Below are 24,561 nucleotides of genomic sequence, written 5' to 3'. Positions count from 1 at the left end.
GAGAGTGTAAATGAATAATCTCGTAAAATTGTTAACTCTCTTTTTCCATTGTACATTTTAGTGGGTGTTGATTGTCTTTAGCATATTGAACAACTTGCATCACTTTTGTCTCAGCAATTTCAGCTGTAAAGGTCCCACAAATACCAATCCCTTTATAGTGAACGTTCAACATCACTTCTGTGGCTGCTTCATGATCTAATCGAAAAAAACGTTGTAACACATCAATAACGAAGTCCATTGGCGAATAATCATCATTATGTAATAACACATTATACATAGACGGCGGCACTAACTTTGTTTGTTCAGACTCAATTGTTGCCGATTCATTGCCAGTTTTTGGAGAATTTTTATCACTCATTTTTTAGTCTAGTCTTCATTATTAAGGTTGTTGAAATAATTAGTCTTTTTATTCAAATAACGTTATGAGCTTCTCAATATTAATCATATAGGAAGACATAAAGCTAGTCATTTATATGTCACACTAACCATATTAAATATACGCAGTACATAATAACTAGGGAAGAAAAATATTTTCCTACTATGTAATCTGCTGATATAAGAAGCAGTTATCACCTCTTATTATACTAACAAACCTTAGAGTAAAGCTTAATCCTGTAGAGTGCAAACAGCAGTGCCTAAAACACTAATATATTACTTTTACTCTATACGACTGTGATAACTAGATTGATCAACTGTACGTATTTATGATTCGATTTTTGCTTTCAAACGGCTTTGTACGACTTCAACTAAACGGTCAGGCTGGAATTTAGATAAAAATTCATTACACCCTACTTTTTCTACCATGGCTTTATTAAAGTCACCACTCAAAGAAGTATTAAGCACTACAAACATATCTGACATACGAGGGTCATTACGAATCTCTGAGGTGAGTTTATAACCATCCATCATAGGCATTTCAGCATCGGTGATCACCATTAGGATCTCATCTTCGATACACTTCCCTTGGTCTAACCACCCCTTTAATAGATTTAATGCTTCAAGGCCATTCTTGGCAGGGATAATCTCAACACCAAGTTGCTCTAGTGTATTCGCAACTTGTTTACGTGCCGTATATGAATCGTCGACATGTAAGATACGTTGTCCAACAAATTCTGGCAAAATATCCGGGTCTACAATACCTTCAGAAATATCAACCTTATAATTGAGGATCTCTGCAAGCACCTTTTCGACATCAATAATTTCAATTAACCCAGTTAAATCGGATCTTGTTTCTTCTTTAAGTTTGGTAATAGCCGTTAAGTAATGGTATCGACCAACCGTTGAAGGAGGCTCCATTATTTCGCCCCAAGTCATGTTAACAATATGCTCAACCTTACCTACTAAAAACCCCTGAATGGTTCGGTTGTATTCAGTAATAATAAGATTAGATTCGCTATCAGGCACTAAAGGCTGCAAACCAATGGCTGCTTTTAAATTAATCACAGGAATGGACTCACCACGGATAGCAACAACACCATCAATATGCGGGTGAGAATTGGGTAGTTTATTGAAGCGAGGCAACTTAACGACCTCTTTTACCTTAAACACATTCAGTGCAAAAAGCTGTCGCCCAGACAAATGAAACAGTAATAACTCTAAACGGTTTTCACCCACTAGATTGGTGCGCTTATCGATATTTTCCAATAAGTTAGTCATATTTATATCCCTATAAAACAAGTCGTGTATTTAATCATTATCACGTTTAATATAATCACTAAAATACTGAGATAATAAACGGTCTACTTATACCAATTACAATAATTATAGCGGCGATGGATCAAAGTGGCTGCTATTCAGCACCTTATCATGTCAACACAGCTGTTTATATTATATGTTGCCCTTTGATAACCCACTTAACAAAGTAGATAATCGCTGAATTTTTATGTTCGATAACTGCCTGTAATCAAAGTAAGGACAAACGATCACTCGTTGACTTACATTGATTGCAAACTCTTCATCTAGCCACAATAACGGGTCTTTTAATTGCTCTGTTTTTATTAACTGCTTTGCATAAGTTCTACCACAGATAATATGTACAGTTTGAGATCTTCTTTTACCATCATAGTCATTATCAATCACTAAACTTGATGCATTAAATAGTAACGCTGTTTGGCTCCCTTCCTGCAATAAATATTGATCTCGATAAGATTGCCAAGTTGGTGCAGATAAAGAAAACTTAAAGTGCTCTGGGTTTAAGGCATAAAGTAATTTGGCGTAAACATTAAACACCTTCCTCCAACCATTTCCACATACTTTACCAATGCTATCAACATCAGTGGATTGCAAAGGAGTCACTCTACTTAACGCTTGCCATTGCGGCATATTCGGTTGATTTTGAATATACACAGCAAAAGTAAAGTCAGCATCTCCTAGACCAATACAAACCTGTTTTTTATCTACCACTCCACTATCACCCTATTAAACCAAAAAACCACGCAAAAAACACCTCATTAGAGATAGAAAAGAGACTTATAACAATGTTACTATCCCGCGCATTCTTTATCTACCTTACTAAGGTAGATACTAGTATTGATAACTTATTTTTATTAATACCAATTTTAATCTTCAACCCACTCAAGAGCCATTACATGTATCTTAACTTCAAAGGTCGAATCGTTTCTGCTGCGATTATAATGTTAACCGTTGCAACAGCCACACTCTCTTTTATCTCCTACACTCAACAATCAAACATCACCATAGACAATGTTGATCGTTACTCTATGCTAAACCTATCCAGTAACGGTGATAAAATTCATGAGTTTATCGATAGAATTAATAGAAGCATCAGTACCTCTGCAGAACTTTTTTCAACAAGAAGTGATGATATTAATACCATTACTAGTCTAATGTTATTACAACGTTCCACAGAAGCCTCTGCCATCGTAGTGGGATATGAAGATGGCTTAGCTTTTAACAGTAATAAAGGAAAATATGCGGCCAGTTATGACCCTCGCACTCGTGGCTGGTATCAACAAGCAAAACGTAAAGGCACGACGATTATCACAGATATTTATACAGGCAGTAGTACAGGCCGTTTAATGGTCAGTATTGCAGCACCTTTTTACAGTAACAATGTGATGCAAGGTGTATTACTGGCTGACGTTGAGCTGAACGGATTACAGCTAATGGTTGATAACACCGTATTTTCAGACGCGACAGCAACACTTTATACTGATAAAGGATTAGTATTAGCTTCTTCTAATCGCACTTTAATCTCAGGTAAAAGTCGCATTGCAGATACTAAAGCCTTATTACCTTTTAAAAATCAGTTATTGAATGAACAACAAGGGTCTTTCTCATACCGTGGTAATGGCCAAAATAACGTTAATTACTTTGAATCAATTAAGATTGATGACAATACCCATTGGCACCTATTAATCACATTGGATGAATCAGTGGTTTACCAAGTTGTAGATCAGTCTTTAAAAACCAGCTTGCTTAGCACTATTGCCTTAATTCTGATTGGTTCATTGGTCATATACTTATTACTGAGTTACACCTACAGACCTATGATTGCACTAAAGAATACCGTACAAGCACTCTCAAGTGGCCACGGTGATTTAACTAAACGTTTACCTGTGACGAGCCAGGACGACCTAGGGCAAATATCAGCAAACATTAATACCTTTATTGATAACCTCCAACATATGATGCTAGATATCGCTAAAGCATCTTCTCGTATTGACTCGAGCATCCATGGTTTACAAACATTAACCGAAGAGAACAAACAGACCTTTAATCAACATAAAATTGAAACAGAGCAAGCCGTTACAGCCTTGGAAGAGATGAATGCCACTTCCCAAGATGTCGCTAAAAATACATCAGGTGCCGTTGAATTTACCAGTAAAACCAATACCCAAACAGAACAGTCGAAAGTAGTAGTTCGTAACGCAACACAAACAGTAACAGAACTCGTTAAAAGTGTTGATGATGTATCTAAAAACATCTCTGAAATGGGATTACAAATATCTGAAATCTCAAAAGTATTAGGGATTATTGGTGAAATAGCCGACCAAACTAATCTGCTTGCCTTGAATGCGGCGATTGAAGCAGCTAGAGCAGGCGAGCATGGTCGAGGGTTTGCGGTCGTTGCCGATGAAGTACGTGCGTTGGCTTCAAGAACACAACAAAGTACTACGGAAATTCAACACACCATTAACCGACTCACCACCAGCGGTAACACAGTGACGCAGACCATGAAAGCAACACGAACCAGTTGTGAAGAAACCTCATTACAGATCAACTTAGTGGTTACAGATCTAGATGATATTAGCTTGTCCGTTGAAGAGTTAAACGCGATTAATGTGCAAATAGCTACAGCAGCAGAAGAGCAAAGCGCCGTATCCCATGAGATAAATAAGAATATGGCAAAAATTAGCGAGATGGTGGAGCGAATTGCAACCAGTGGTGACGATGTAAATCACGAAGCCATCAACCTCGCCGATGCAAATTTGCATCTTGCTGATATAGTTAAACAATTCAAACTACAGTAATTAACCATTTAGCCAGATTAAATGAAAAAGAAGAGCTTATTAAGCTCTTCTTTTGTTTTTGCTGCTGAATGACTTATAAATAATGAATAACTTGGTTCGAACTGCCGCGCCAAGCCAATGAAGGATCAGCAAGATCTTTTTCAAACTTACCATCGATCAATACATCCACCAGCTCAATAACTTGTTTCTGTTTAACATTAAGCTCCGCTAACAAATATCCAGTCCACATCCAAATATCCTTACCTTCACATTCACGTTTGACCCGTTTTAAAAGTGCTAAAACTTGATCAACGTTCGCAGGGTGTAAGGGGTCTCCCCCAGACAAGGTAAGCCCCTGCTTTACAATACGTTGATCATTTAAATCATCAATAATCTGCTGTTCAAGCTGCTCGGTAAATAACTGCCCCGCAGTTAAAGACCAAGTTGATTGGTTATAACAGCCTTTACACTGATGTACACAACCAGAAACAAATAAGGTACAACGAGTACCTTCGCCATTAACCACGTCGACTGGGTAATATTTAGAATAATGCATAACTGATGCCTCAGTGGTAATTATAAATTGTTATAAATGCTTCACTCTGCGCTTTACCTCTTCTTGTTTTCCTTGATTAAAAGGTCTGGCATCTGGACTACCTAAATACCCACAAACACGGCGTGTCACAGCGACTTTTTCAGGATCGGAATTACCACAACTCGGGCACACAAAACCTTTACTGGTACAATCAAACTCGCCTGTGAAACCACACTCATAACACTCATCAATAGGCGTGTTTGTCCCATAATAGGGAACCCTGTTGTAGCTATAGTCCCAAACATTTTCTAAGGCTTTTAAGTTATGTTGCATATTCGGGTATTCGCCATAACAGATAAAACCACCGTTACTAATGGCAGGGTAAACCATTTCAAAATCAATTTTATCGTAAGGGTTTACCGACTTTTCAACATCTAAATGAAATGAATTAGTGTAATAACCTTTGTCTGTTACACCGCTAATCACACCAAACTCCTTTGTATCTAATCGACAAAAACGATCACATAAATTTTCAGAAGGAGTGGAATATAAACTAAAGGCATAACCAGATTGCGTAGACCAGTCTTGCACAGCTTGTTTTAATACCTGGAGTATTTGTTGAGACTTTTGTTGCTTAACTTCATTATCAAAAATATGCTGATCATGACCAAATAAAGCATTTACCGTTTCATGCAAGCCAATATAGCCCAGAGAGATTGAAGCACGGCCATGCTTAAATACATCAGCCACACAATCATCTGCTTTTAATCTGACCCCACAAGCGCCTTCCATATATAAAATAGGTGCCACACTTGCTTTAACGTCACTCAATCGCTCAATACGGGTATCTAAGGCTTTTTTAAGTAAATGTAGCCGTTCAGCTAATAATTCATCAAACACCTTTTGCTCACCCTTTGCTTGCAAGGCGATTCGAGGTAAGTTAATACTTACAACCCCTAAATTACCTCTGCCATCATGAATCAATTCTGAATCTATTTCGCCATCATCAGTAACAGAAGTCTGTTGATAACGGTCGAGAAAGCTTCGACACCCCATTGGGGTTTTAAAGGAGCCAGTCACCTCAACCACTTTGTCATAATTTAAAATATCAGGATACATTCGCTTTGATGCACAACGTAAAGCCAATTGCTTAATATCGTAGTTTTGGTCATCTTCTTTTAAATTGATGCCGTCTTTAATAGCAAATACCAACTTCGGAAATATAGCCGTTTTTCTATTTTTCCCTAATCCAGCAATACGGTTTTTTAAAATAGCGCGTTGAATCAAACGCGACTGCCAATCAACTCCTAAACCAAAACCAAAAGTGACAAAAGGAGTCTGCCCATTAGCGGTATGTAGAGTATTCACTTCGTATTCTAATGATTGAAATGCGTTGTAACATTCAATTTCTGTTTGTTGTGTTGCATAGGCGTGAGCATCTTCGATCCCCCACTGTTTCGCAGTCAATAAATGCTTTTCAAAGCTTTTTGTCACATAGGGCGCCAAAATAGTATCGATAGCATTAATCGTGGTTCCACCATAAATATGACTGGCCACCTGTGCAATGATTTGAGCGGTCACTGCGGTTGCCGTTGAAATTGACTTGGGCTCTTCAATTTCCGCATTTCCCATTTTAAAGCCCTGGGTAAACATCCCCTTAATATCGATCAACATGCAATTAAACATCGGAAAAAATGGTGCATAATCTAAGTCATGATAATGAATTTCACCACGATCATGCGCTTGCACTACCTCTCGTGGCAACATATAAGATTTAGCATAATGCTTAGCAATAATGCCGGCTAATAAATCACGTTGAGTGGGGATGACTTTGCCGTCCTTATTAGCATTTTCATTCAACAAAGAGGCATTACTCTGTTCAATTAACCCGTTTATTTCATGGTTTAACTGACTTTTTCGTTCACGTGCAATATCTCTATCATGGCGATATTCAATATAAATCCGCGCCAATTCAATATGACCATTTTTCATTAAACTGGCTTCAACTGCATCTTGAATATGGTGAATGTCTACTTCTTCCAACATTGACAAGGACTTACTTACTTCCTTTACAATAAGATCAGGTTGTATTTTATTATCTTTAATTACCAATGCAGCTTTACTTATCGCCGCTTTAATACGCGATCCGTCAAAGGGAACTTGGCTACCATCTCGCTTGATCACAACAGGTTTCATTAACCACTCCAAAACACAATATATAGTGATAAATTACTATACTTAACACCAGATATAGATTATTGATGCAAATCAAGTTTGTAAAAGGAGCATCGACAATAGTAAAAAAGTAGAAGATTAAGCAACAAAAAAACCTTTTGCTGACTTGAATCGTAAGATAAATGAATAAATCACCAAAATTGACTTCATTTTCACACTGAAATAGGCTGATTTTGTTGTTACAATACCTCTCTTTTTTTATGCATAAAATAACCTACGGTCAGTAGTGGAATTATTATTTATGAGCGATTACTTTTTACTCTTTTTTGGCACAGTATTAGTGAACAACTTTGTGCTAGTAAAGTTTTTAGGTCTATGCCCATTCTTAGGGGTATCTAATAAAATTGAAACAGCCGTTGGTATGTCTTTGGCAACCACTTTTGTTTTAACCTTAACAGCGGCACTTTCTTATATTGTAAATAATTACTTACTTGAGCCACTAGGCTTACATTATTTGCAAACATTGAGCTTTATCTTAGTTATCGCCGTAGTAGTACAATTTACCGAAATGGTCATGAATAAAACCAGCCCAACACTATATCGTTTGCTGGGCATATTCCTGCCGCTAATCACCACTAACTGTGCCATTTTAGGCTTAGCTTTATTAAACTTAACTGAGCAACATAATTTTGCGCAGTCAGTAATTTATGGATTAGGTGCAGGCGTAGGTTTTTCCTTAGTGCTTATTTTATTTTCTTCTATTCGTGAGCGTCTCAGCGCCGCGGATATTCCATTACCTTTTAAAGGAGCATCTATCGCTATGATTACAGCAGGTTTAATGTCGTTAGCATTCATGGGCTTTACTGGGTTAATTAAATGATCATCAGTATTATTATTGCCATTGTAACCTTAGGTGTTTTAGGGCTCATTTTTGGTTCTCTTTTGGGCTACTCATCGATTCGCTTTAAAGTAAAAGAAGATCCAATTGTAGAAGAGTTGGATGCCATGCTGCCACAAACACAATGTGGACAATGTGGTTACCCTGGTTGTAAGCCTTATGCCAAAGCCATCGCAGAAGGCGACGATATTAATAAATGTCCTCCTGGTGGTGAAGCCGTTATGCAACAACTTGCAGATCGCATGGGGATTGAGCCTAAGCAATTAGAAGGCGAAGAAAAGCCTAAAATGATCGCATTTATTCGTGAAGATGAATGTATCGGCTGTACCAAGTGTATTCAAGCGTGCCCTGTTGACGCCATTTTAGGGGCAACTCGACAAATGCACACAGTAATCACAGACGAATGTACCGGCTGTGAGTTGTGTGTTGCACCATGCCCAACAGATTGTATTGATATGCTACCTATCCAAATTACCACACAAAACTGGCAGTGGAATTTACAAACTATCCCAACAAAAACTATCTCAACCGACAGTAGCAACGAGCCGTAACATGACACAAAAAAGCAATTTATTAAGTGACAAAAAATTAGAGCAGATTGCGGCTGGTAAAATGTGGGACTTTCATGGTGGTGTGCACCCTGAACAAAACAAATTACAAAGTAACCAAAGTGCAATTACCGACGCAGGTATTCCTGAAGAGTTGATCATTGCTGTTGAGCAAAAAGGTCATATTCCCCAATTACTAGTAGAAATAGGCGATACGGTATTAAAAGGCCAACCCTTAACTAAAGTATACGGCGCGTTAGTAGTACAACATGCTAGTAGCTCTGGTGTGGTCAAAGCCATTGAACCAAGAACTGACTGCCACCCTTCTGGTCTGCCTGTGTTATCAATAGTGATTGAGACCGATGGTTTAGATAGACCTTTCCCTACTCAAGGATTTAGTGACTATCGCCAAGAGATGGCAGCAACCTTAATCGAAGCAACTCAACAAGCCGGTATTGTTGGCTTGGGTGGTGCAGGTTTTGCTACACATTTAAAATTAGCACACAGTGAAAATCGCCTGTTAATCATCAATGCCATTGAATGTGAACCTTACATCACTGCCGATGATCGTTTAATTCAAGAACATGCTGACGAAATAATTGAAGGCATTAATATACTGCAACACATATTGCAGCCTAAATTAACGATATTTGCAGTGGAAGATAATAAACCGGAAGCCATTGAAGCATTCACTAAGTCATTGCAGAGCATACCCGGTGCTGCTGATAATATCCTATTACGTGTTATTCCAACTCGCTATCCATCGGGTAGTGCTAAACAACTGATTGAAGTGTTAACGGGAGAGCAAACGCCAATCAATAAACACTCTTCAGAGTTAGGCATCTCTATGTTTAACGTAGGAACAGCCTTTGCCGTTAAAGAAGCGATCATCAATGGTAAACCACTCGTTTCTCGTATTGTCACCATTACCGGCGATGCTTTTGCACGTAAAGGCAATGCTAGCGTGCGCATTGGTACACCAATTCAACATTTGCTAGATACTTACTGGTTGAATGCACTGCATCATCAACAACTGATCATTGGCGGCCCGATGATGGGCTTTACCGTCAGCGATCCAGGTATGCCAGTGTCAAAAACCTGTAACTGCATTCTTGCTCCTACTGAGAAAGAGTTACCTCAGCCAGAGCCTGAAATGAACTGTATTCGTTGTAGTGAATGTGCTGAAGCCTGCCCAGTAGAACTATTACCACAGCAGTTACTTTGGTACTCACAGAGCGAAGACCATAAAAAGTTAGAAGAATATGATTTATCTGCCTGTATCGAATGTGGAGCCTGTGCTTTTGTTTGCCCAAGTCATATTCCATTAGTTGAATATTACCGCGTCTCTAAATCACAAATTAAAGCCGCTAAGTTCGAAGCAGAAAAGGCTGCTATTGCACGTAAACGCCATGAAGATAGAGAGTTACGTTTAGAGACTGAAAAACAGCAACGTCAATTAAAACACAAATTAGCAGCTGAAAAACGTAAACAACAAATGCAAGATAAGACTGGTGGCGAAGACTTAGTAGCCGCAGCCCTAGCCCGTGCTAAAGCCAAAAAACAAGCGAATAATGAAGCTTCAGCAGAGTCAAGCAGCAAACCGACGGCAGCTAATAGTCAAGTGGCAGCAGCCATTGCCCGCGCTAAAGCTAAAAAACAAGCCGCTGCAGAATCAACACCTGCTGAAACTGAAGCAGATCCGAAAAAAGCTGCAGTTGCCGCGGCCATTGAGCGCGCTAAAGCCAAGAAACAAGCTGCTGCAGAATCTACAGCAACAGAAGCTGAAGCAGATCCGAAAAAAGCAGCAGTTGCCGCAGCCATTGCTCGCGCTAAAGCCAAGAAACAAGCTGCTACAGAATCTACAGCAACAGAAACTGAAGTAGATCCGAAAAAAGCTGCAATCGCGGCAGCAGTTGCTCGCGCTAAAGCTAAAAAACAAGCAGCAGAAACTAAAGATCAACAAGTGACAACAGATGCGCCAGAAAATGATGTTAAAGTTGAAGCAGAAGCCGATCCAAAAAAAGCTGCAATCGCGGCAGCAGTTGCTCGCGCTAAAGCTAAAAAACAAGCAGCAGAAGCTAAAGAACAACAAGTAACAACAGATGCGCCAGAAAATGACGTTAAAGTTGAAGCAGAAGCCGATCCCAAAAAAGCCGCAATCGCTGCAGCAGTTGCTCGTGCTAAAGCTAAAAAACAAGCAGCAGAAACTAAAGATCAACAAGTCACAACCGATGCGCCAGAAAATGACGTTAAAGTTGAAGCAGAAGTCGATCCCAAAAAAGCCGCAATCGCTGCAGCAGTTGCTCGTGCTAAAGCCAAGAAACAGGCGGCAGCAGAAGCCGCATCACAAAGGGACTCTGTACCAACAGAGTCAGCAGAAGAAAAAACTGTGGACGACAAAAAATCCAGAATAGCGGCAGCCATTGCCAAAGCAAAAGCGAAAAAACAGGCAGAGAAGGATCAATAAGTTATGGCATTTTTCAGTTCGACCTCACCACACCAGCGCATAAAACGCCGTACGCCTGAAATCATGAAAATGGTTGTGTTGGCCTTATTGCCTGGCGTCCTTGTGCATAGTTACTTGTTTGGGTTAGGTATCTATGTGCAGATCGCGCTGGCTATTGCGACAGCCGTTGCATCAGAAGCTATTTTTCTTACATTACGTAAGCGCCCTTTTATTAATAGCATTAAGGATTATACAGCGATTGTCACCGCCATGTTATTAGCGATCTCTATCCCTTCGCTTGCACCATGGTGGGTGATCGTTATTGGTACAGCCTTTTCTATTATCATAGTAAAACAACTCTACGGTGGGCTTGGGCAAAATATTTTTAACCCAGCCATGGCTGGTTATGTCTTATTATTAATTTCATTTCCAGTACAAATGACAGCTTGGTTGCCTATTGAATCAATGCAAGCATTTCCAGTGACCATCAAGGATACATTGAGTTTAATCTTCACTGGTTACAGTATTGATGGGTATAGCGTCACGCAAATTAAGACATCAATTGATGGTTTTACCTTAGCGACGCCATTAGAAACTATCCGTAATGCCCTACACGTAGGTGACACGATTTCTGAAACACTGAAAACCACATTATTCAGTCCAGATTCATTACAAGGGAGTCAATGGGTTAACTTAGCCTTCTTAGTAGGCGGACTTTACCTGCTCAAAAAACAAGTGATTTTATGGTACATTCCAGCGAGTTTCTTAGTGGGTATGATTGTTTTCTCTTTCATTCCTTTTGCAACGGATCCTGAGTTGTTCCCTTCTCCGCTTTATCATTTATTCTCAGGGGCGACCATGTTAGGTGCCTTCTTCATTTTAACCGACCCTGTCACCGCCAGCACAACAGTGAAAGGACGCATCGCCTATGGTTTATTATGTGCATTATTAGTGGTGATTATTCGTGATTTTGGTGGTTACCCTGACGCAGTAGCTTTTGCAGTTTTATTAGCAAACATATGTGTGCCATTAATTGATTATTACACCAAACCTAAAGTTTATGGGAGAAGACGCTCATGATGATGCCAGCAATTAGCCGTAACGCGCTATTACTCGGTATATTTGCAGTACTTTGTACAGGTGCAATCGCCCTAGTAAATGTATTAACGCAACCTGTGATTCAACAACAGGAACAAATTGCCTTACAAAACAATATTAATGAATTAATCAAACCTGATCGTTATGATAATAACATCATTGAAAGTTGCTTTACCGTTGTCGACAATCAGTTATTAGGTGACGCGACTCCTAAACAAGTGTTTATCGCCAAGCAATATAACCAGCCTGTTGCCGCTTTAATTCAAACCAGTACCTTTAAAGGTTACTCCGGTGAAATTAAGTTATTAGTGGGAATTTATGCCGACGGTACAGTGGCAGGAGTGCGTATTAATAGCCATACGGAAACACCTGGATTAGGCGATAAAATACAAACTAACAAGTCAGATTGGATCTATTCATTCGATGGTAGTGACTACCAAGCAGAACAAGATGCTAAGTGGGAAGTGAAAAAGAATGGTGGAAGCTTTGATGCCTTTACTGGAGCGACTATCACGCCACGTGCAGTGGTATTTGCCGTTAAAAATACACTCATGTATTTTAACCAACATAAATCAACTTTATTCAATACTGAAGCAACTTGTGGAGACCTGTAATGACACAAGAAAACAAGGCTAATGCCACTATCGCGAATGATATGACGGAAGAGATAGATGCAGGAGAAGTTGCACCCCAAGCAAGCGATGCGGCTGTTTATAAAGACCTGAGCCTACAAGGCTTATGGAAAAATAATCCAGGCATAGTCCAGTTACTGGGGTTATGTCCATTACTGGCGGTGACCAACACCTTAACCAATGCGCTTGGTTTAGGCTTAGCAACATTATTTGTAGTGATCGCGTCTAATATATTAATTTCATTAATCAGACACCATGTTCCAAAGGCTATCCGTATTCCGGTATTTGTATTAATCATTGCCTCTTTAGTAAGCTGTATTCAATTATTAATGAATGCTTATACTTACCAACTTTACCTGTCGCTAGGTATCTTCATTCCATTAATTGTAACCAACTGTATGATCATTGGTCGTGCTGAAGCATTTGCCTCAAAAAACAGCGTTAAACATTCTGCCTTTGATGGCTTGATGATGGGCTTAGGTTTCACCGCCGTATTAATCATATTAGGCGCAGCACGTGAAGTGTTAGCGCAAGGAACACTATTTGATGGTATAGAAACCTTATTGGGCGACTGGGCAAGCTTTATGACCATTAGCCTGTACAATACAGACACTAGCTTTTTAATTGCAGCATTACCACCAGGTGCTTTTATCCTGATGGGCTTAATCATCGCCTTTAAAAACAGCATTGATAACCTATTGAAAAAATAATGAATACTATAAAACGTAAACAAATTTTAACCCGTTTAAGAGACAACAACCCTCACCCAGAGACAGAGCTAAACTTCAGCTCTCCCTTTGAGTTATTAGTTGCCGTCACTCTCTCAGCGCAAGCAACAGACGTCAGTGTCAACAAAGCCACTGATAAACTGTTTCCCGTCGCCAACACACCAGAAGCTATTTACGCACTAGGGGTTGATGGGCTAAAAAACTACATTAGAACCATTGGCTTATATAACAGTAAAGCCGAAAATGTCATTAAAGCGTGTAAGATGTTAATCGACCTTCATAACAGTGAAGTACCGCAAGACAGAGACGCACTTGTCGCCTTACCAGGCGTTGGTAGAAAAACAGCTAACGTCGTTTTAAACACCGCCTTTGGTTGGCCAACCATTGCTGTCGATACACATATCTTCCGTGTTTCTAACCGCACTAAGTTAGCCATGGGCAAGAATGTTGATGATGTAGAAAAAAAGCTGTTAAAAGTTGTTCCAGCGGAATTCAAAGTAGATGTACATCACTGGTTAATATTACATGGGCGTTATACCTGTATTGCTAGAAAACCACGCTGCGGCTCATGCTTAATAGAAGACCTATGTGAGTTTAAAGATAAAACTGATTAAGTATCACACAAACGTTTGTTAGTGTTTAAATTTCCCTTGTTTTAAAAAGTGAATAGTTTGTTCTGCAACCTCCAAATCGTATCGCATTTGCGTATGAGTGACTTCTATCTCGATAAAGTCACTCATACTTTTTAGCTTTGTTGATTCTACCGACACCAATCCGTCATTTGGTCCGATAAAATATTCACTGGTTAGGCTAGAGGCTTTAGTCCCTGCAATAATGCCTAAGTTGACGTCTATCTCTTCAAGGTTACTGCCTAAACTATTTTCACCTGTCATTAATGCAGTGCTTATTTCACCGCCTATTTTCATTAACCAAGAATCACTTAAGTAATCAGCGAACTCGCTACCTGTATTAGGAGTTCCCATCAGTACAATTTCACCGATATTTTGATTAATTAGACTGTCTTTGTTTTCTTGCAAATAAGATCTTATAACCAATCCACCAAGAGAGTGTCCAACAAAATGTGCTTTATTAGCATTTTGCAAACATGCGTCTATTTGCTTGCTAGTTTCAGTTAAAACACTTTCAATGCTTTCACCTATGGTCGCATAATCTAGCGTACAAACACGATAATTTGCGTCTTCTAATCTTTGCTCTAACCGCCACATGGCCCAATCACTTCGGCCTAACCCATGAGCAAGCACAACAAGTTCTTTATCTAATTGATATGAGGTGTATTTTACTTCCGAGTTAGCACAGCCTGTCACTAACAAAAGTGTCAGTAGCACAATTTTAATTGATATTGTACCGCTCGCAAGTTGTAAAATTACGTTCTTTGCTATCATACAGTTTCCTAATTTTTTACACACCTAACCGAAAACATAAACGACTTTGTTAGTTTCGCTCGACGAATTTGTCCTTTATGTGAATTCCACCAAGAATAAGCAAGCGTTCTAGCAAACGCCTTTTTCTCACTAGCGCTAGTGCTGGTCCAAAATTCGGTATACATTCCTTGTGTGATATACCAACTCCCTAGTTTCACCCCTGCTGGAGTTGCAGAGAAATTAAACTTGTTAACCAGTGATTGGTCAAATTGCTTAAATAACGTATTTGGTTGTTCTGCTTTTAATGCAATAGCAATATCATTTTTACCTCGCCAGCCTAATGTATTTAGTTCTGACTCCTCAATACCTATGGCTTTTTCTAACTCTTGCCAATCTTCGTCAGAGGCTACCCGCCAGCCTTCAGGGCAAAGGTTGCGTTTGTCGCTAACATCTTTCCAATCATATAGGCGGCCATATTTAGTAAGTTTGTTTTCATCATCATCTGGTATATACCCAGTGCTAACCTATGAGCCGTCTTGAAATTTGGTAACCCTTAAATTTTCCGCCAACCACGTTTGTTTGCCTATGGTTAATGTTCGGTATTCATTGCTTTCACTATCTAACACTTTACCGACTGAAGTCTTATCTATTAAATGAGTTTCGAATGAGCTATTTAACTCACCTGTTGAGCTACGACCTGTTGATGTTGCCATTATCATACCTATACCGAACATATAAATGAGTGTTTTCAATAACTTTCCCTTCTAACAAACTCGATGATCTAAATCTGCCAATTGTGTGATGTTTCATTTTCAGACAACTTCCACAATTTAGTTAACACCTCATCGTCTAAAACAAATGACTCAAGCTTGCATTCGCCTACTGGACCACCAAAATTCAAAAGTCCCGTTGGACCGTAGTAAGCTCTTTGCTCGAGGTCATTCGCCGTTGCACACATCACTTCTGGGTACGCACCCTTTCTTGCGGATTGAGCCACCCCTAACTTCACCATAATCGACCAAGACAGTCGCGTAGCTAAACTAGCATTGTCTCGAATTAACGACGTATTAGATGCTCCGGGGTGACAAACAAAAACCTCGACTGATTTACCATGCTGTTTGATCTTATCTTGCAACTTATAGGCGAACATCATTTGAGCCAGCTTACTTTGGCTATAAACTTTGTTTGGATTATAGTTTTTATCCCAGTTCATATCGTCAAATTGCATGGTTCTTAGCCCCATTTTATGCCCTTCACTAGACACAACTACGATACGGCCTTTTGATTCATTTATTCTTTCAAACAACAGACCAGATAATAAAAAGTGACCGTAGTGATTAATACCTAACTGGCTTTCAAAGCCATCTACGGTTAGCTTCTGCTCCGCTATTTGCGCGATAGCCCCATTACAAATCAATGCGTCAATTTTCGGCACTTTTTCATTAATTTCTAGCGCTGCTTTTCGAACTGATGCTAGCTCCGCCAAATCCATTGTTATAAAACTTACCTTAGCATCATTGCCAAATTCGCTCTTTAAATCCACAATTGCCGCTTCAGATTTTTCAGGGTTACGATTCAACATAATTACCTGCGCACCTTTCGATAATAAAATACGCGTAGCTTGGAACCCTGCTCCTGTATTTGCCCCAGTAATTAGGTACGTTTTACCTACTAAAGAATCTAAGTGTTCTGGTGTCCAACCTTTTGGACCGAATTGATTTTCGCGAGTCATATCTTAACCCTATTAGTTAAATTGCAACATTTACGTAACATGCACTATAAACTCATACAAACTACTTAAATAGGCGAAAAACTCGCTAAAACATGCCTATTTATATCACCCAATTGAAACTGAGTATTGACGGTGTTAACGTTTGTTCATATTGAGTATTGAGATTACACAATGAATAAAGAGCAAATAGAACATATCATCAACCGAAAAATGACAACAAGTGGCCTAGTAGAAACAGGTATTCAAGGTGTGCAACTATTTAAAGTAACCGAACCAATTCAGTGTGCCCCCGCTGTGTATGAACCATCAATAACAGCAATAGTTCGGGGTAGTAAAGAAGCGATATGGGGAGGAAATAAGCATATTTACGACAATAGCAAATATATATGCTGTACTATGTCGATGCCAATTGAGACAGGTACACCAGAAACCACACCAAATAGCCCACTATTAGGTGTTTATATTTCGTTAGATTCTAGGTTGATGACAGAATTGGCGTTAGAGATTGAAAGCACCAGAAACTCTTCTCGCGTATTCAAAACCGCAGCTACACCACAAGGCGTTACTACTGCGGCTTGGGATGCCGAATTTACAAATGCTCTATATCGGCTTTTACTATTGGACGAGCACTCGATGGACTTAGCGATCCTTGGAAAAAGTCGCTTACGCGAACTTTATTACGCAATATTAAAAGGCGAAGCTGGTAATTCGTTTACACGCGCGTTTGGCGTTGGTAATGAAATAGCTCGTTCTATTGAATTTTTATCCTCTAATTTAGCAGAAACTATCACTATTGATGATTTAGCGGAATATATAGGCATGAGCCGTGCCGTGCTTCATCGTAAGTTTAAACAAGCAACCAACATGTCCCCTATTCAATTTGTTAAGTCGATGCGACTTAATCACGCAGCAATGAATATTGCAAAAGGCACTAGTGTATATGTTGCAGCAATGGATGTTGGTTATATTAGTTCATCTCAATTTAGTCGTGAATTTAAAAGAATGTATGGCTTATCACCAAAGCAGTGGGCGAAATCAAAAGAAATGACTGAAAGTTCGGCGTTATAGTAAATTAATTCAATTAATAGCTAATTTGATACTGTTCAGTTGACATCTAGCCTTATTATCTTTTGGCTGGCCAACCATTGCTGTCGATACACATATCTTCCGTGTTTCTAACCGCACTAAGTTAGCCATGGGCAAGAATGTTGATGATGTAGAAAAAAAGCTGTTAAAAGTTGTTCCAGCGGAATTCAAAGTAGATGTACATCACTGGTTAATATTACACGGTCGTTATACCTGTATTGCTAGAAAACCACGCTGCGGCTCATGCTTAATAGAAGACCTATGTGAGTTTAAAGAAAAAACCAATTATTAAATTTAACCGCAACCCAATATTAATGGGTTGCGTTAGCCTCTCTTCAACAAACTCAACATCTCTCCAAAACGATTTAAAACTTCAGACTTAAAACAATGAACACTAAAACATAAAGGCCACTTGCCTTTATCCAACAGAAAGATATTCTGTCTTAAATCAAATAATAAAAAGTTGAAACTTATGCATTTTCGCCACCTACAGCACACACTATTTATCCTATTCAGTTCAGTATCCTTTGGGCTCTCAGCAGCAAGTATTGGCACCGTAACATTAGATAATGGTGCCACAGTTCAATTAAACGATGACCACACCTGGGAATATATCGCCGTTAATACTGAGATAACTACAAAAGCTGATAATACAATTATACCTGTCGTCATCGCCTCGACTACAGTAATACCTGCTAACACAGAACAAACAGCAAAAGATAAATCATCACTAGTGCGTTCAGGATTGTTAAATACGGCCGTAAAAAGTGATGTCAAAGTGACCTTTACTGAAGCCACTTGGCGAGAGCGATCCCTTGGTTTAAAGTTTGCCTTATCCAGTAATAACGCAGAGGGTGTCGTAATAGTAAAAGTTGCAGCCACTTTTTATGATGATCAAGCTAAACAAATTTCCGAGCAAACCTTCAACGTATGGCAAGCCAGCTACAGATTGCCAAATACTTACTTACGCAAAGGTGAAACACGAGACAGTCGAATAATTTGGGTTGATGGTATCGACAAAGCTAACTGGGCAGATAAATTGCTCAGCCTAAAAATCGTTGAAATAGAAACTCGTTAGGTTTTTATGTTTAAAAATAATGAATTGTCAATGGGGGAGTTGTGTTCGTATAGCGAGTTCCCTTTTGGAGAAGCTCTACAAGCTCATGGCGCATAATAAGAAATTTATCGTTAGCTAAAACACTGAGTGTAGTGAAGATAGCTAACTGTAAATTTTACTGCTGTAATGACTTGTAAACTGTACTTGCTACGAAGGCTGCTTATCGAAAGTTTTAACGCCCTCAGGAATCTGATACCAATCTTGCTTTTCACTAAGCCATACATGCACAGTTGGCTTTATTATACGAGTGTCTGCTAAGTTGCTTGGTTTTAGTTTTAGCTTGTCAGGTTCATTAGGGTCGAAATGATAAAGCCTATTGCCGCATGACGGACAAAATTTAGCGCCATTAATATTTCCACTATCCGAGGGACGACTCCATTCTTTCATTACCCCACTAAACTTAACACTTTTAGTTGTCACCACAGCCGTAATACTAAATGCACTAGTAGATAACTTTTGGCACTCTTTACAATGACAAGCGACAACCATTAAAGGTGGTTCAAGAAGCTCATAAGTTACTTCGCCACATTGGCAAGAACCTTTAATTGGGTACTTAACGCTTTCCATAATCGACTCCAATGTTTAGGGCAGCTTAGGCCGCATTAAGTAGACAAAATTGATTTGTTGTAATGTATAGCGAAGCGGAACGTAATCCGCTGTTTTAGTTACGTTTAAACGTTTTATTATATAAATTTACTTCGAAAGAACATCTTCAGTTAGATATTTAGTTTGTGCAATAATTATAAGCGTTTTTCCTAGTATGTCTCTGAAGTCAAAATATGATGATTCTTTAGAAATTGTATTCTTAGTCCAAGCTATAAATTTCTCACGGTGTTCAATGTTATTTGTATGCGCAAGGTCACCATAAAGAAAACCTTGGTAAATATCCCAGTTGGACATTCTTTCACCATCGTAAATAAGTGGTGAATCAGAGTTCCAATACTTTTTAATCCAAGCCTGCATCTCTATTAGTGCTTCTAACTTATTATCATCCGCTTTAAGCTTTTTAAAGTGAGAATGTAAATTATTGATACGGAAGTGTTCGTTTCTTTGAAAAAACAATCTATGCGTCAAAAGAAATGCATCAAGCCCTTCGTCAGTTGGACCTACGTAATCTAATACTTCTGCTCCAATTGTGACTTTATGCTCCTTTTGCATTTGCTTCGAAAATGAGCTGGCAATAAGTTTGTCTGCTTTGGAAACGAATAACTCAAGTACTTCTTTAGAATGCATAGCTAAACTCTAGATTCATATAACGAGGCTGTAGAATTTTTCATTCTCAGCCTGATTTTTTAAAAAAAATCACATTTACTTGAGATTCAAATAGATTATTCACTTTTCAATAAATGATTGATTAAATTGACTTGTAAGAGTGTTTATAAGATTAATTAGATTGGATTATTGCGGTTTAAGGGCTTAGCCCTTGGATTAATGTAAACTATACCTTAACTTCAACTTCTCTATCGTTATTATTTTCACTTTCGACTAAAAGGTAATTGTATTAATCACCAGTGATAGTTAGTTATAATCACAGGACGATACCCGATATTTACACAAGCCTTTATTTTAAAAATGTGGAAACAACTGGCATAAAAAAGCCGAGTTAATTAACTCGGCTTTAGTATTAGATTGAAACTAAGTACGTTTACTCAGCGTCAACTGCGTCAGTACTTGGTTTAGTTCCACGGAACTGCACTGTAATACCGTCAATAAAGCGACGTAGTAGTTGATCACCACAAGGCTTGTAATTACGGTGATCAGACTTTCTAAATAATGCTGATAACTCACCTTTAGATACTGGGAAGTTAGCAAGTGATAATGCATTTAGCATATCTTCATCTTTAAAGTTTAACGCGATACGTAACTTACGAAGAATATCGTTGTTAGATAAAATCGCTTTAGCAGGTAATACAGCTGGTACTGCGCCCTCTTTACGGCCACGTTTTTCATAGATTAAGCCGTCAAGAAACAACGATAAAACGCTATCACGACAAAGTACAAAACCTTCTGCGTCTTCTTTAGCAATAATACTATGTAAAAAATCAACGCTCATTTCGTTATCAACTGAAGCAAAGATGGCTAGCATTTTTGTATCATTTAATTGCAGTGCATAACGTACACGGCGTAAAACATCATTAGTAATCATAAATTCTCAATAAGTTGAGTGATAGTAAGCTCATTATGTCAGAGCTTACAATAAAACGCTTACGCGTTACCTTTAACTTTTAACTGTTGCTCAGCGGCAAAGTTTAACATTCTATCTAGCGATACTAACGCGCCTTTAGCAACGTTAGGATCAACATCTATCTCATGCCCTGAAGCATCAGTTAATGAATCATATATTGCCTTAAGGCCGTTCATAGCCATCCAAGGACAATGTGCACAACTACGGCACGTTGCGCCGTTACCAGCTGTTGGTGCAGCCATCATCTCTTTATCTGGACATGCTTGCTGCATTTTATAAAAGATGCCTGTATCAGTAGCTACAATTAATTTTTTATTAGGTAGAGATTGCGCTGCTTTGATCAGTTGGCTTGTAGATCCTACTGCATCAGCTAATTTTACGACACTCTCAGGCGACTCTGGATGCACTAGTATAGCAGCATCAGGGTGGATTGCTTTCATATCGCGTAATGCACTAGCTTTAAACTCATCGTGAACAATACAGTCACCTTGCCACATAATCATGTCAGCTTGAGTTTTGCGCTCAATATAACTACCTAAATGGCGATCTGGTCCCCATATGATTTTTTTACCTTCGCTATCTAAATGTTCAACGATCTCTAACGCAATGCTCGATGTCACGACCCAATCTGCGCGTGCTTTAACAGCAGCTGAAGTATTTGCATATACAACCACAGCACGTTCTGGATGTTCATCACAAAAGGCAGAAAACTCTTCCACAGGACAACCCACGTCTAAAGAACAAGTAGCGGCAAGTTCAGGCATTAGTACGGTTTTATGTGGTGTTAAAATTTTTGCTGTTTCTCCCATAAAGCGAACACCAGCAATAATCAATGTTTTTGCTTTATGATCTCGACCAAAGCGAGCCATCTCTAAAGAGTCTGCAACGTAACCACCCGTTTCTTCAGCCAGCGCTTGGATTTCAGGATCGGTATAATAATGAGCGACAAGTACCGCATCTTTTTCAACAAGTAGTTGTTTGATTTTAGCTTTGTAATCAATCTTTTCCTGTGAAGTTAATTCAACAGGTTTACCAGGAAATGGATAATCAGATCCAACAAGCGGGGAAAATTGGCTCATTATTAACTCTTAGATATAGAAAAATGGGTGCAGATTATAGCAACTTAGAAGAAAAAAAGTAATGAAATATTTACGAGTAGTTAGATATATAATGGGGAGATAAAAAGGTGGTGGGCCGTGAAGGATTTGAACCTTCGACAAATGGATTAAAAGTCCACTGCTCTACCAACTGAGCTAACGGCCCATATAATTTACATATGGTTATGGTTTTAATTTTCAATTCACTTTTAGATTAAAAGTGTATCAATAGCTCTACCAACTGAGCTAACGGCCCATATAGTTTTATATGGTTTGTTTTTAACTCTACAACTGAGCTTATATAAAAGTGGTGGGCCGTGAAGGATTTGAACCTTCGACAAATGGATTAAAAGTCCACTGCTCTACCAACTGAGCTAACGGCCCATATGATTTATATATGGTTATGGTTTTATTTAATGAATTAACTTTTAAATTAAAAGTGCTTCAATGGCTCTACCAACTGAGCTTATATAAAAGTGGTGGGCCGTGAAGGATTTGAACCTTCGACAAATGGATTAAAAGTCCACTGCTCTACCAACTGAGCTAACGGCCCATATAATTTACATATGGTTATGGTTTTAATTTTCAATTCACTTTTAGATTAAAAGTGTATCAATAGCTCTACCAACTGAGCTAACGGCCCATATAATTTACATATGGTTATGGTTTTAATTTTCAATTCACTTTTAGATTAAAAGTGTATCAATAGCTCTACCAACTGAGCTTATATAAAAGTGGTGGGCCGTGAAGGATTTGAACCTTCGACAAATGGATTAAAAGTCCACTGCTCTACCAACTGAGCTAACGGCCCATATAATTTACATATGGTTATGGTTTTAATTTTCAATTCACTTTTAGATTAAAAGTGAATCAATAGCTCTACCAACTGAGCTACATACGTATTTTATAACGTTTTGGTTTTGTTTAATCTTAAAATAGATTAAAAGCTCTACCAACTGAGCTTTAAGTTTAAGCTAGAACATGATTTGCATCACGTGTTGCTCTCAACTGCGGCGTATAATATACAAATATTTTCAGAGCGCAACAAAAAAATGCGACTTTTATTTCATGTGCTGAGAAATTAAACAATAATAGATTTAAGCACAATTATTCTAGGTAAAATATGTGCTTAAAGAGTCTTTAAACGTTTAGCAGCTAAGTTTGCTGCAGATGAATTTGGATACTCAGAGACCGTTTTCTGATAGAAAGATTTCGCAGAATCAATCGAACCAGCATATTCATCAATGATACCAATTTTAAGTAATGCATCGGCGCGTTTATTAGAGTCAGGGTATTTTTCAGTGACAACTAAGAATGCAACTTTAGCTTCATCTCGTTTCTTTTCTTTATAGAGGAGTTGCCCTAACCAGTATTGCGCGTTTGGAACATAACTTGATTCAGGATGATCAATAACAAACGCTTCAAAAGCAGTAATAGCCTGCTGATACTGTTTATCATTAAGCACTAAATCAACAGCAGCTTGATAAGCGGCTTTGTCTGTACCAGGAGCAGCTGGTGTTGCAGATGCAGCAACAGGTTGTGAAGTTTGTTGACGTTCATCTAACATTTGATAGAGGTTACGTTGACGCTCTTCAATTTGCTCTAGGTCATTGGAAAAGACTTCCATTGAACCCTTTATCTGATTTATCTCTTGTCCTAATTGATCTAACTGAGTTTGAAAACGAATCTGCATTTTATTGCGTATCGTCATCACTCTTGTTAACTCATCCATACGTTTTAGTAATTCTGCATTACTAGCCGTACTGACCGTTGCATCTGAAACAGGTGCAGCAGCGTAACTCGGGAAAGAGAAAAAAGCGGTCATAAGCATGGCCGCTGATAGATTACGTTTTTTCATATAGAAATTAGTAAACTAATTCTGCACGACGGTTTTCAGCGCGAGCAGCTTCGTTATGACCTAGGTTAACTGGCTTCTCTTCACCGTAGCTTACTACTGTGATTTGACTTGCAGAAACACCCATGTTTTCTAAGTAAGTAGAAACAGCTAGACCACGACGTTCGCCAAGTGCGATGTTGTACTCAGGCGTACCTAGTTCATCAGCATGACCTTCAACAGTGATTGATTTATCAGTATTGTTTACTAAGTATTTAGCATGAGCATCTAAAATTGTTGCGTATTTTGGAGAGATAACTGATTTATCAAACTCAAAGTTGATTGTTGTCTCTAAAATCGCGCTAGTGTATTGCTCAACTAACTTTTCTTCAGCAGTTAATTCAATTGCTTGAATTGTATCTGTTTGTACTGCATCTTCAGCTGCTTTTTTAGCTGCTGCCGCTGCTTGTTCAGCTTGTAGCTTCGCTGCTGCTTCTGCATCTGCATCAGTAGTTGAAGAACAAGCACCTAATGCTAACATTGGTAGTGCAATTAATAAGCCTTTTGAAATCATAGAACGATTCATTTTATTTCCT

Annotated in this window: 23 protein-coding genes, 4 tRNA genes and 2 pseudogenes; 11 read left to right on the top strand and 18 right to left on the bottom strand. The window is 38.7% G+C overall.

The window, feature by feature from the left end; all coding sequences use genetic code 11:
• Positions 1-31: 31 nt before the first annotated feature.
• From clpS to AC0L3W_RS00360, 3 genes are all read right to left on the bottom strand, one after another.
• Complete coding sequence (gene clpS / locus AC0L3W_RS00370) at positions 32-358, bottom strand: ATP-dependent Clp protease adapter ClpS (protein WP_290040011.1); 327 nt, start codon at positions 356-358, stop codon at positions 32-34.
• A gap of 344 nt (positions 359-702) precedes the next feature.
• Positions 703-1,656, bottom strand: a complete 954-nt coding sequence (locus AC0L3W_RS00365; protein WP_290040012.1) for a chemotaxis protein CheV — start codon at positions 1,654-1,656, stop codon at positions 703-705.
• 171 nt (positions 1,657-1,827) lie between these two features.
• Positions 1,828-2,403: a DUF6942 family protein gene (locus tag AC0L3W_RS00360; RefSeq protein ID WP_290040013.1), complete on the bottom strand. Its 576-nt coding sequence runs from the start codon at positions 2,401-2,403 to the stop codon at positions 1,828-1,830.
• A gap of 74 nt (positions 2,404-2,477) precedes the next feature.
• Here AC0L3W_RS00360 and AC0L3W_RS00355 point away from each other — a divergent pair, with 74 nt between their 5' ends.
• The gene (locus AC0L3W_RS00355; protein ID WP_409439936.1) at positions 2,478-4,493 is read left to right on the top strand and encodes a methyl-accepting chemotaxis protein; all 2,016 of its coding nucleotides are present in this window, start codon (positions 2,478-2,480) and stop codon (positions 4,491-4,493) included.
• Positions 4,494-4,566: 73 nt separating this feature from the next.
• On the opposite strand, the gene nrdG is transcribed toward AC0L3W_RS00355, so the two are convergent.
• On the bottom strand, positions 4,567-5,028 hold the full coding sequence (gene nrdG / locus AC0L3W_RS00350) for an anaerobic ribonucleoside-triphosphate reductase-activating protein (protein ID WP_290040015.1): 462 nt from the start codon (positions 5,026-5,028) through the stop codon (positions 4,567-4,569).
• A 30-nt stretch (positions 5,029-5,058) separates the two neighbouring features.
• Positions 5,059-7,203: an anaerobic ribonucleoside-triphosphate reductase gene (nrdD, locus tag AC0L3W_RS00345; protein WP_290040016.1), complete on the bottom strand. Its 2,145-nt coding sequence runs from the start codon at positions 7,201-7,203 to the stop codon at positions 5,059-5,061.
• 280 nt (positions 7,204-7,483) lie between these two features.
• Between nrdD and rsxA the strand changes: the two genes are divergently transcribed.
• From rsxA to nth, 7 genes are read left to right on the top strand one after another with little or no spacing between them, the layout of a single operon-like run.
• Positions 7,484-8,062: an electron transport complex subunit RsxA gene (gene rsxA, locus AC0L3W_RS00340; RefSeq protein ID WP_290040017.1), complete on the top strand. Its 579-nt coding sequence runs from the start codon at positions 7,484-7,486 to the stop codon at positions 8,060-8,062.
• Positions 8,059-8,631, top strand: coding sequence for an electron transport complex subunit RsxB (rsxB, locus tag AC0L3W_RS00335; protein ID WP_290040018.1), 573 nt, complete (start codon positions 8,059-8,061; stop codon positions 8,629-8,631). The genes rsxA and rsxB overlap by 4 nt, the downstream gene beginning before the upstream one ends.
• Before the next feature lies 1 nt (position 8,632).
• Positions 8,633-11,095 (top strand): electron transport complex subunit RsxC, encoded by a 2,463-nt coding sequence (gene rsxC, locus AC0L3W_RS00330; protein ID WP_409439937.1) that lies wholly within the window; start codon positions 8,633-8,635, stop codon positions 11,093-11,095.
• Between the two features lie 3 nt (positions 11,096-11,098).
• Positions 11,099-12,154: an electron transport complex subunit RsxD gene (gene rsxD / locus AC0L3W_RS00325; protein ID WP_409439938.1), complete on the top strand. Its 1,056-nt coding sequence runs from the start codon at positions 11,099-11,101 to the stop codon at positions 12,152-12,154.
• The gene (gene rsxG, locus AC0L3W_RS00320) at positions 12,151-12,786 is read left to right on the top strand and encodes an electron transport complex subunit RsxG (protein WP_290040021.1); all 636 of its coding nucleotides are present in this window, start codon (positions 12,151-12,153) and stop codon (positions 12,784-12,786) included. The genes rsxD and rsxG overlap by 4 nt, the downstream gene beginning before the upstream one ends.
• A 41-nt stretch (positions 12,787-12,827) precedes the next feature.
• Positions 12,828-13,514 carry an electron transport complex subunit E gene (locus tag AC0L3W_RS00315; RefSeq protein WP_290040071.1) on the top strand — a complete coding sequence of 229 codons (687 nt, stop codon included), beginning with the start codon at positions 12,828-12,830 and terminating at the stop codon, positions 13,512-13,514.
• Entirely contained in the window at positions 13,514-14,146 is a 633-nt protein-coding gene (gene nth, locus AC0L3W_RS00310) for an endonuclease III (protein WP_409439939.1), read from the top strand. The genes AC0L3W_RS00315 and nth overlap by 1 nt, the downstream gene beginning before the upstream one ends.
• An 18-nt stretch (positions 14,147-14,164) precedes the next feature.
• On the opposite strand, the gene AC0L3W_RS00305 is transcribed toward nth, so the two are convergent.
• From AC0L3W_RS00305 to AC0L3W_RS00295, 3 genes and pseudogenes are all read right to left on the bottom strand, one after another.
• The gene (locus AC0L3W_RS00305; RefSeq protein ID WP_409439940.1) at positions 14,165-14,935 is read right to left on the bottom strand and encodes a lipase family alpha/beta hydrolase; all 771 of its coding nucleotides are present in this window, start codon (positions 14,933-14,935) and stop codon (positions 14,165-14,167) included.
• 8 nt (positions 14,936-14,943) lie between these two features.
• Positions 14,944-15,627, bottom strand: a pseudogene (locus AC0L3W_RS00300) (fibrobacter succinogenes major paralogous domain-containing protein).
• Positions 15,628-15,695: 68 nt separating this feature from the next.
• The gene (locus tag AC0L3W_RS00295) at positions 15,696-16,646 is read right to left on the bottom strand and encodes an SDR family oxidoreductase (RefSeq protein WP_409439941.1); all 951 of its coding nucleotides are present in this window, start codon (positions 16,644-16,646) and stop codon (positions 15,696-15,698) included.
• Between the two features lie 171 nt (positions 16,647-16,817).
• On the opposite strand from AC0L3W_RS00295, the gene AC0L3W_RS00290 reads away from it, so the two are divergent.
• From AC0L3W_RS00290 to AC0L3W_RS00280, 3 genes and pseudogenes are all read left to right on the top strand, one after another.
• Positions 16,818-17,714, top strand: a complete 897-nt coding sequence (locus AC0L3W_RS00290; protein ID WP_409439942.1) for an AraC family transcriptional regulator — start codon at positions 16,818-16,820, stop codon at positions 17,712-17,714.
• Positions 17,715-17,772: 58 nt separating this feature from the next.
• Positions 17,773-18,024, top strand: a pseudogene (locus AC0L3W_RS00285) (endonuclease III); the annotation flags it as partial.
• 180 nt (positions 18,025-18,204) lie between these two features.
• Positions 18,205-18,810 carry a DUF3157 family protein gene (locus tag AC0L3W_RS00280; RefSeq protein ID WP_409439943.1) on the top strand — a complete coding sequence of 202 codons (606 nt, stop codon included), beginning with the start codon at positions 18,205-18,207 and terminating at the stop codon, positions 18,808-18,810.
• Between the two features lie 186 nt (positions 18,811-18,996).
• On the opposite strand, the gene AC0L3W_RS00275 is transcribed toward AC0L3W_RS00280, so the two are convergent.
• The 10 genes from AC0L3W_RS00275 to pal all read right to left on the bottom strand — a co-directional run bounded on the left by AC0L3W_RS00275 (position 18,997) and on the right by pal (position 24,551).
• Entirely contained in the window at positions 18,997-19,416 is a 420-nt protein-coding gene (locus AC0L3W_RS00275; RefSeq protein ID WP_290040024.1) for a GFA family protein, read from the bottom strand.
• A 126-nt stretch (positions 19,417-19,542) separates the two neighbouring features.
• Complete coding sequence (locus AC0L3W_RS00270; RefSeq protein WP_409439944.1) at positions 19,543-20,082, bottom strand: hypothetical protein; 540 nt, start codon at positions 20,080-20,082, stop codon at positions 19,543-19,545.
• A gap of 412 nt (positions 20,083-20,494) precedes the next feature.
• Positions 20,495-20,995 carry a YehS family protein gene (locus AC0L3W_RS00265; protein WP_290040027.1) on the bottom strand — a complete coding sequence of 167 codons (501 nt, stop codon included), beginning with the start codon at positions 20,993-20,995 and terminating at the stop codon, positions 20,495-20,497.
• 59 nt (positions 20,996-21,054) lie between these two features.
• Entirely contained in the window at positions 21,055-22,113 is a 1,059-nt protein-coding gene (nadA, locus tag AC0L3W_RS00260; protein WP_290040028.1) for a quinolinate synthase NadA, read from the bottom strand.
• Positions 22,114-22,221: 108 nt separating this feature from the next.
• A tRNA-Lys gene (locus tag AC0L3W_RS00255) sits at positions 22,222-22,297 on the bottom strand.
• A gap of 142 nt (positions 22,298-22,439) precedes the next feature.
• Positions 22,440-22,515, bottom strand: a tRNA-Lys gene (locus AC0L3W_RS00250).
• Positions 22,516-22,608: 93 nt separating this feature from the next.
• Positions 22,609-22,684, bottom strand: a tRNA-Lys gene (locus tag AC0L3W_RS00245).
• Positions 22,685-22,866: 182 nt separating this feature from the next.
• Positions 22,867-22,942 (bottom strand) — tRNA-Lys (locus AC0L3W_RS00240).
• Positions 22,943-23,260: 318 nt separating this feature from the next.
• Entirely contained in the window at positions 23,261-23,989 is a 729-nt protein-coding gene (gene ybgF, locus AC0L3W_RS00235) for a tol-pal system protein YbgF (RefSeq protein WP_409439945.1), read from the bottom strand.
• Positions 23,990-23,996: 7 nt separating this feature from the next.
• Positions 23,997-24,551, bottom strand: coding sequence for a peptidoglycan-associated lipoprotein Pal (gene pal / locus AC0L3W_RS00230; protein WP_290040030.1), 555 nt, complete (start codon positions 24,549-24,551; stop codon positions 23,997-23,999).
• Positions 24,552-24,561: the final 10 nt, after the last annotated feature.

This window comes from Psychromonas sp. KJ10-5 (genome assembly GCF_055808325.1).
Note: the sequence above shows the minus strand (reverse complement) of the source record. Positions and strands in the feature narration are given on the sequence as shown.

What these genes read in the sequence shown, in the direction of transcription:
- clpS (WP_290040011.1), bottom strand. Translation starts at nt 358, where the DNA reads ATGAGTGATAAAAATTCTCCAAAAACTGGCAATGAATCGGCAACAATT.
- AC0L3W_RS00365 (WP_290040012.1), bottom strand. Translation starts at nt 1,656, where the DNA reads ATGACTAACTTATTGGAAAATATCGATAAGCGCACCAATCTAGTGGGT.
- AC0L3W_RS00355 (WP_409439936.1), top strand. Translation starts at nt 2,478, where the DNA reads ATGTTACTATCCCGCGCATTCTTTATCTACCTTACTAAGGTAGATACT.
- nrdG (WP_290040015.1), bottom strand. Translation starts at nt 5,028, where the DNA reads ATGCATTATTCTAAATATTACCCAGTCGACGTGGTTAATGGCGAAGGT.
- nrdD (WP_290040016.1), bottom strand. Translation starts at nt 7,203, where the DNA reads ATGAAACCTGTTGTGATCAAGCGAGATGGTAGCCAAGTTCCCTTTGAC.
- rsxA (WP_290040017.1), top strand. Translation starts at nt 7,484, where the DNA reads ATGAGCGATTACTTTTTACTCTTTTTTGGCACAGTATTAGTGAACAAC.
- rsxB (WP_290040018.1), top strand. Translation starts at nt 8,059, where the DNA reads ATGATCATCAGTATTATTATTGCCATTGTAACCTTAGGTGTTTTAGGG.
- rsxC (WP_409439937.1), top strand. Translation starts at nt 8,633, where the DNA reads ATGACACAAAAAAGCAATTTATTAAGTGACAAAAAATTAGAGCAGATT.
- rsxD (WP_409439938.1), top strand. Translation starts at nt 11,099, where the DNA reads ATGGCATTTTTCAGTTCGACCTCACCACACCAGCGCATAAAACGCCGT.
- rsxG (WP_290040021.1), top strand. Translation starts at nt 12,151, where the DNA reads ATGATGATGCCAGCAATTAGCCGTAACGCGCTATTACTCGGTATATTT.
- AC0L3W_RS00315 (WP_290040071.1), top strand. Translation starts at nt 12,828, where the DNA reads ATGACGGAAGAGATAGATGCAGGAGAAGTTGCACCCCAAGCAAGCGAT.
- nth (WP_409439939.1), top strand. Translation starts at nt 13,514, where the DNA reads ATGAATACTATAAAACGTAAACAAATTTTAACCCGTTTAAGAGACAAC.
- AC0L3W_RS00305 (WP_409439940.1), bottom strand. Translation starts at nt 14,935, where the DNA reads ATGATAGCAAAGAACGTAATTTTACAACTTGCGAGCGGTACAATATCA.
- AC0L3W_RS00295 (WP_409439941.1), bottom strand. Translation starts at nt 16,646, where the DNA reads ATGACTCGCGAAAATCAATTCGGTCCAAAAGGTTGGACACCAGAACAC.
- AC0L3W_RS00290 (WP_409439942.1), top strand. Translation starts at nt 16,818, where the DNA reads ATGAATAAAGAGCAAATAGAACATATCATCAACCGAAAAATGACAACA.
- AC0L3W_RS00280 (WP_409439943.1), top strand. Translation starts at nt 18,205, where the DNA reads ATGCATTTTCGCCACCTACAGCACACACTATTTATCCTATTCAGTTCA.
- AC0L3W_RS00275 (WP_290040024.1), bottom strand. Translation starts at nt 19,416, where the DNA reads ATGGAAAGCGTTAAGTACCCAATTAAAGGTTCTTGCCAATGTGGCGAA.
- AC0L3W_RS00270 (WP_409439944.1), bottom strand. Translation starts at nt 20,082, where the DNA reads ATGCATTCTAAAGAAGTACTTGAGTTATTCGTTTCCAAAGCAGACAAA.
- AC0L3W_RS00265 (WP_290040027.1), bottom strand. Translation starts at nt 20,995, where the DNA reads ATGATTACTAATGATGTTTTACGCCGTGTACGTTATGCACTGCAATTA.
- nadA (WP_290040028.1), bottom strand. Translation starts at nt 22,113, where the DNA reads ATGAGCCAATTTTCCCCGCTTGTTGGATCTGATTATCCATTTCCTGGT.
- ybgF (WP_409439945.1), bottom strand. Translation starts at nt 23,989, where the DNA reads ATGAAAAAACGTAATCTATCAGCGGCCATGCTTATGACCGCTTTTTTC.
- pal (WP_290040030.1), bottom strand. Translation starts at nt 24,551, where the DNA reads ATGAATCGTTCTATGATTTCAAAAGGCTTATTAATTGCACTACCAATG.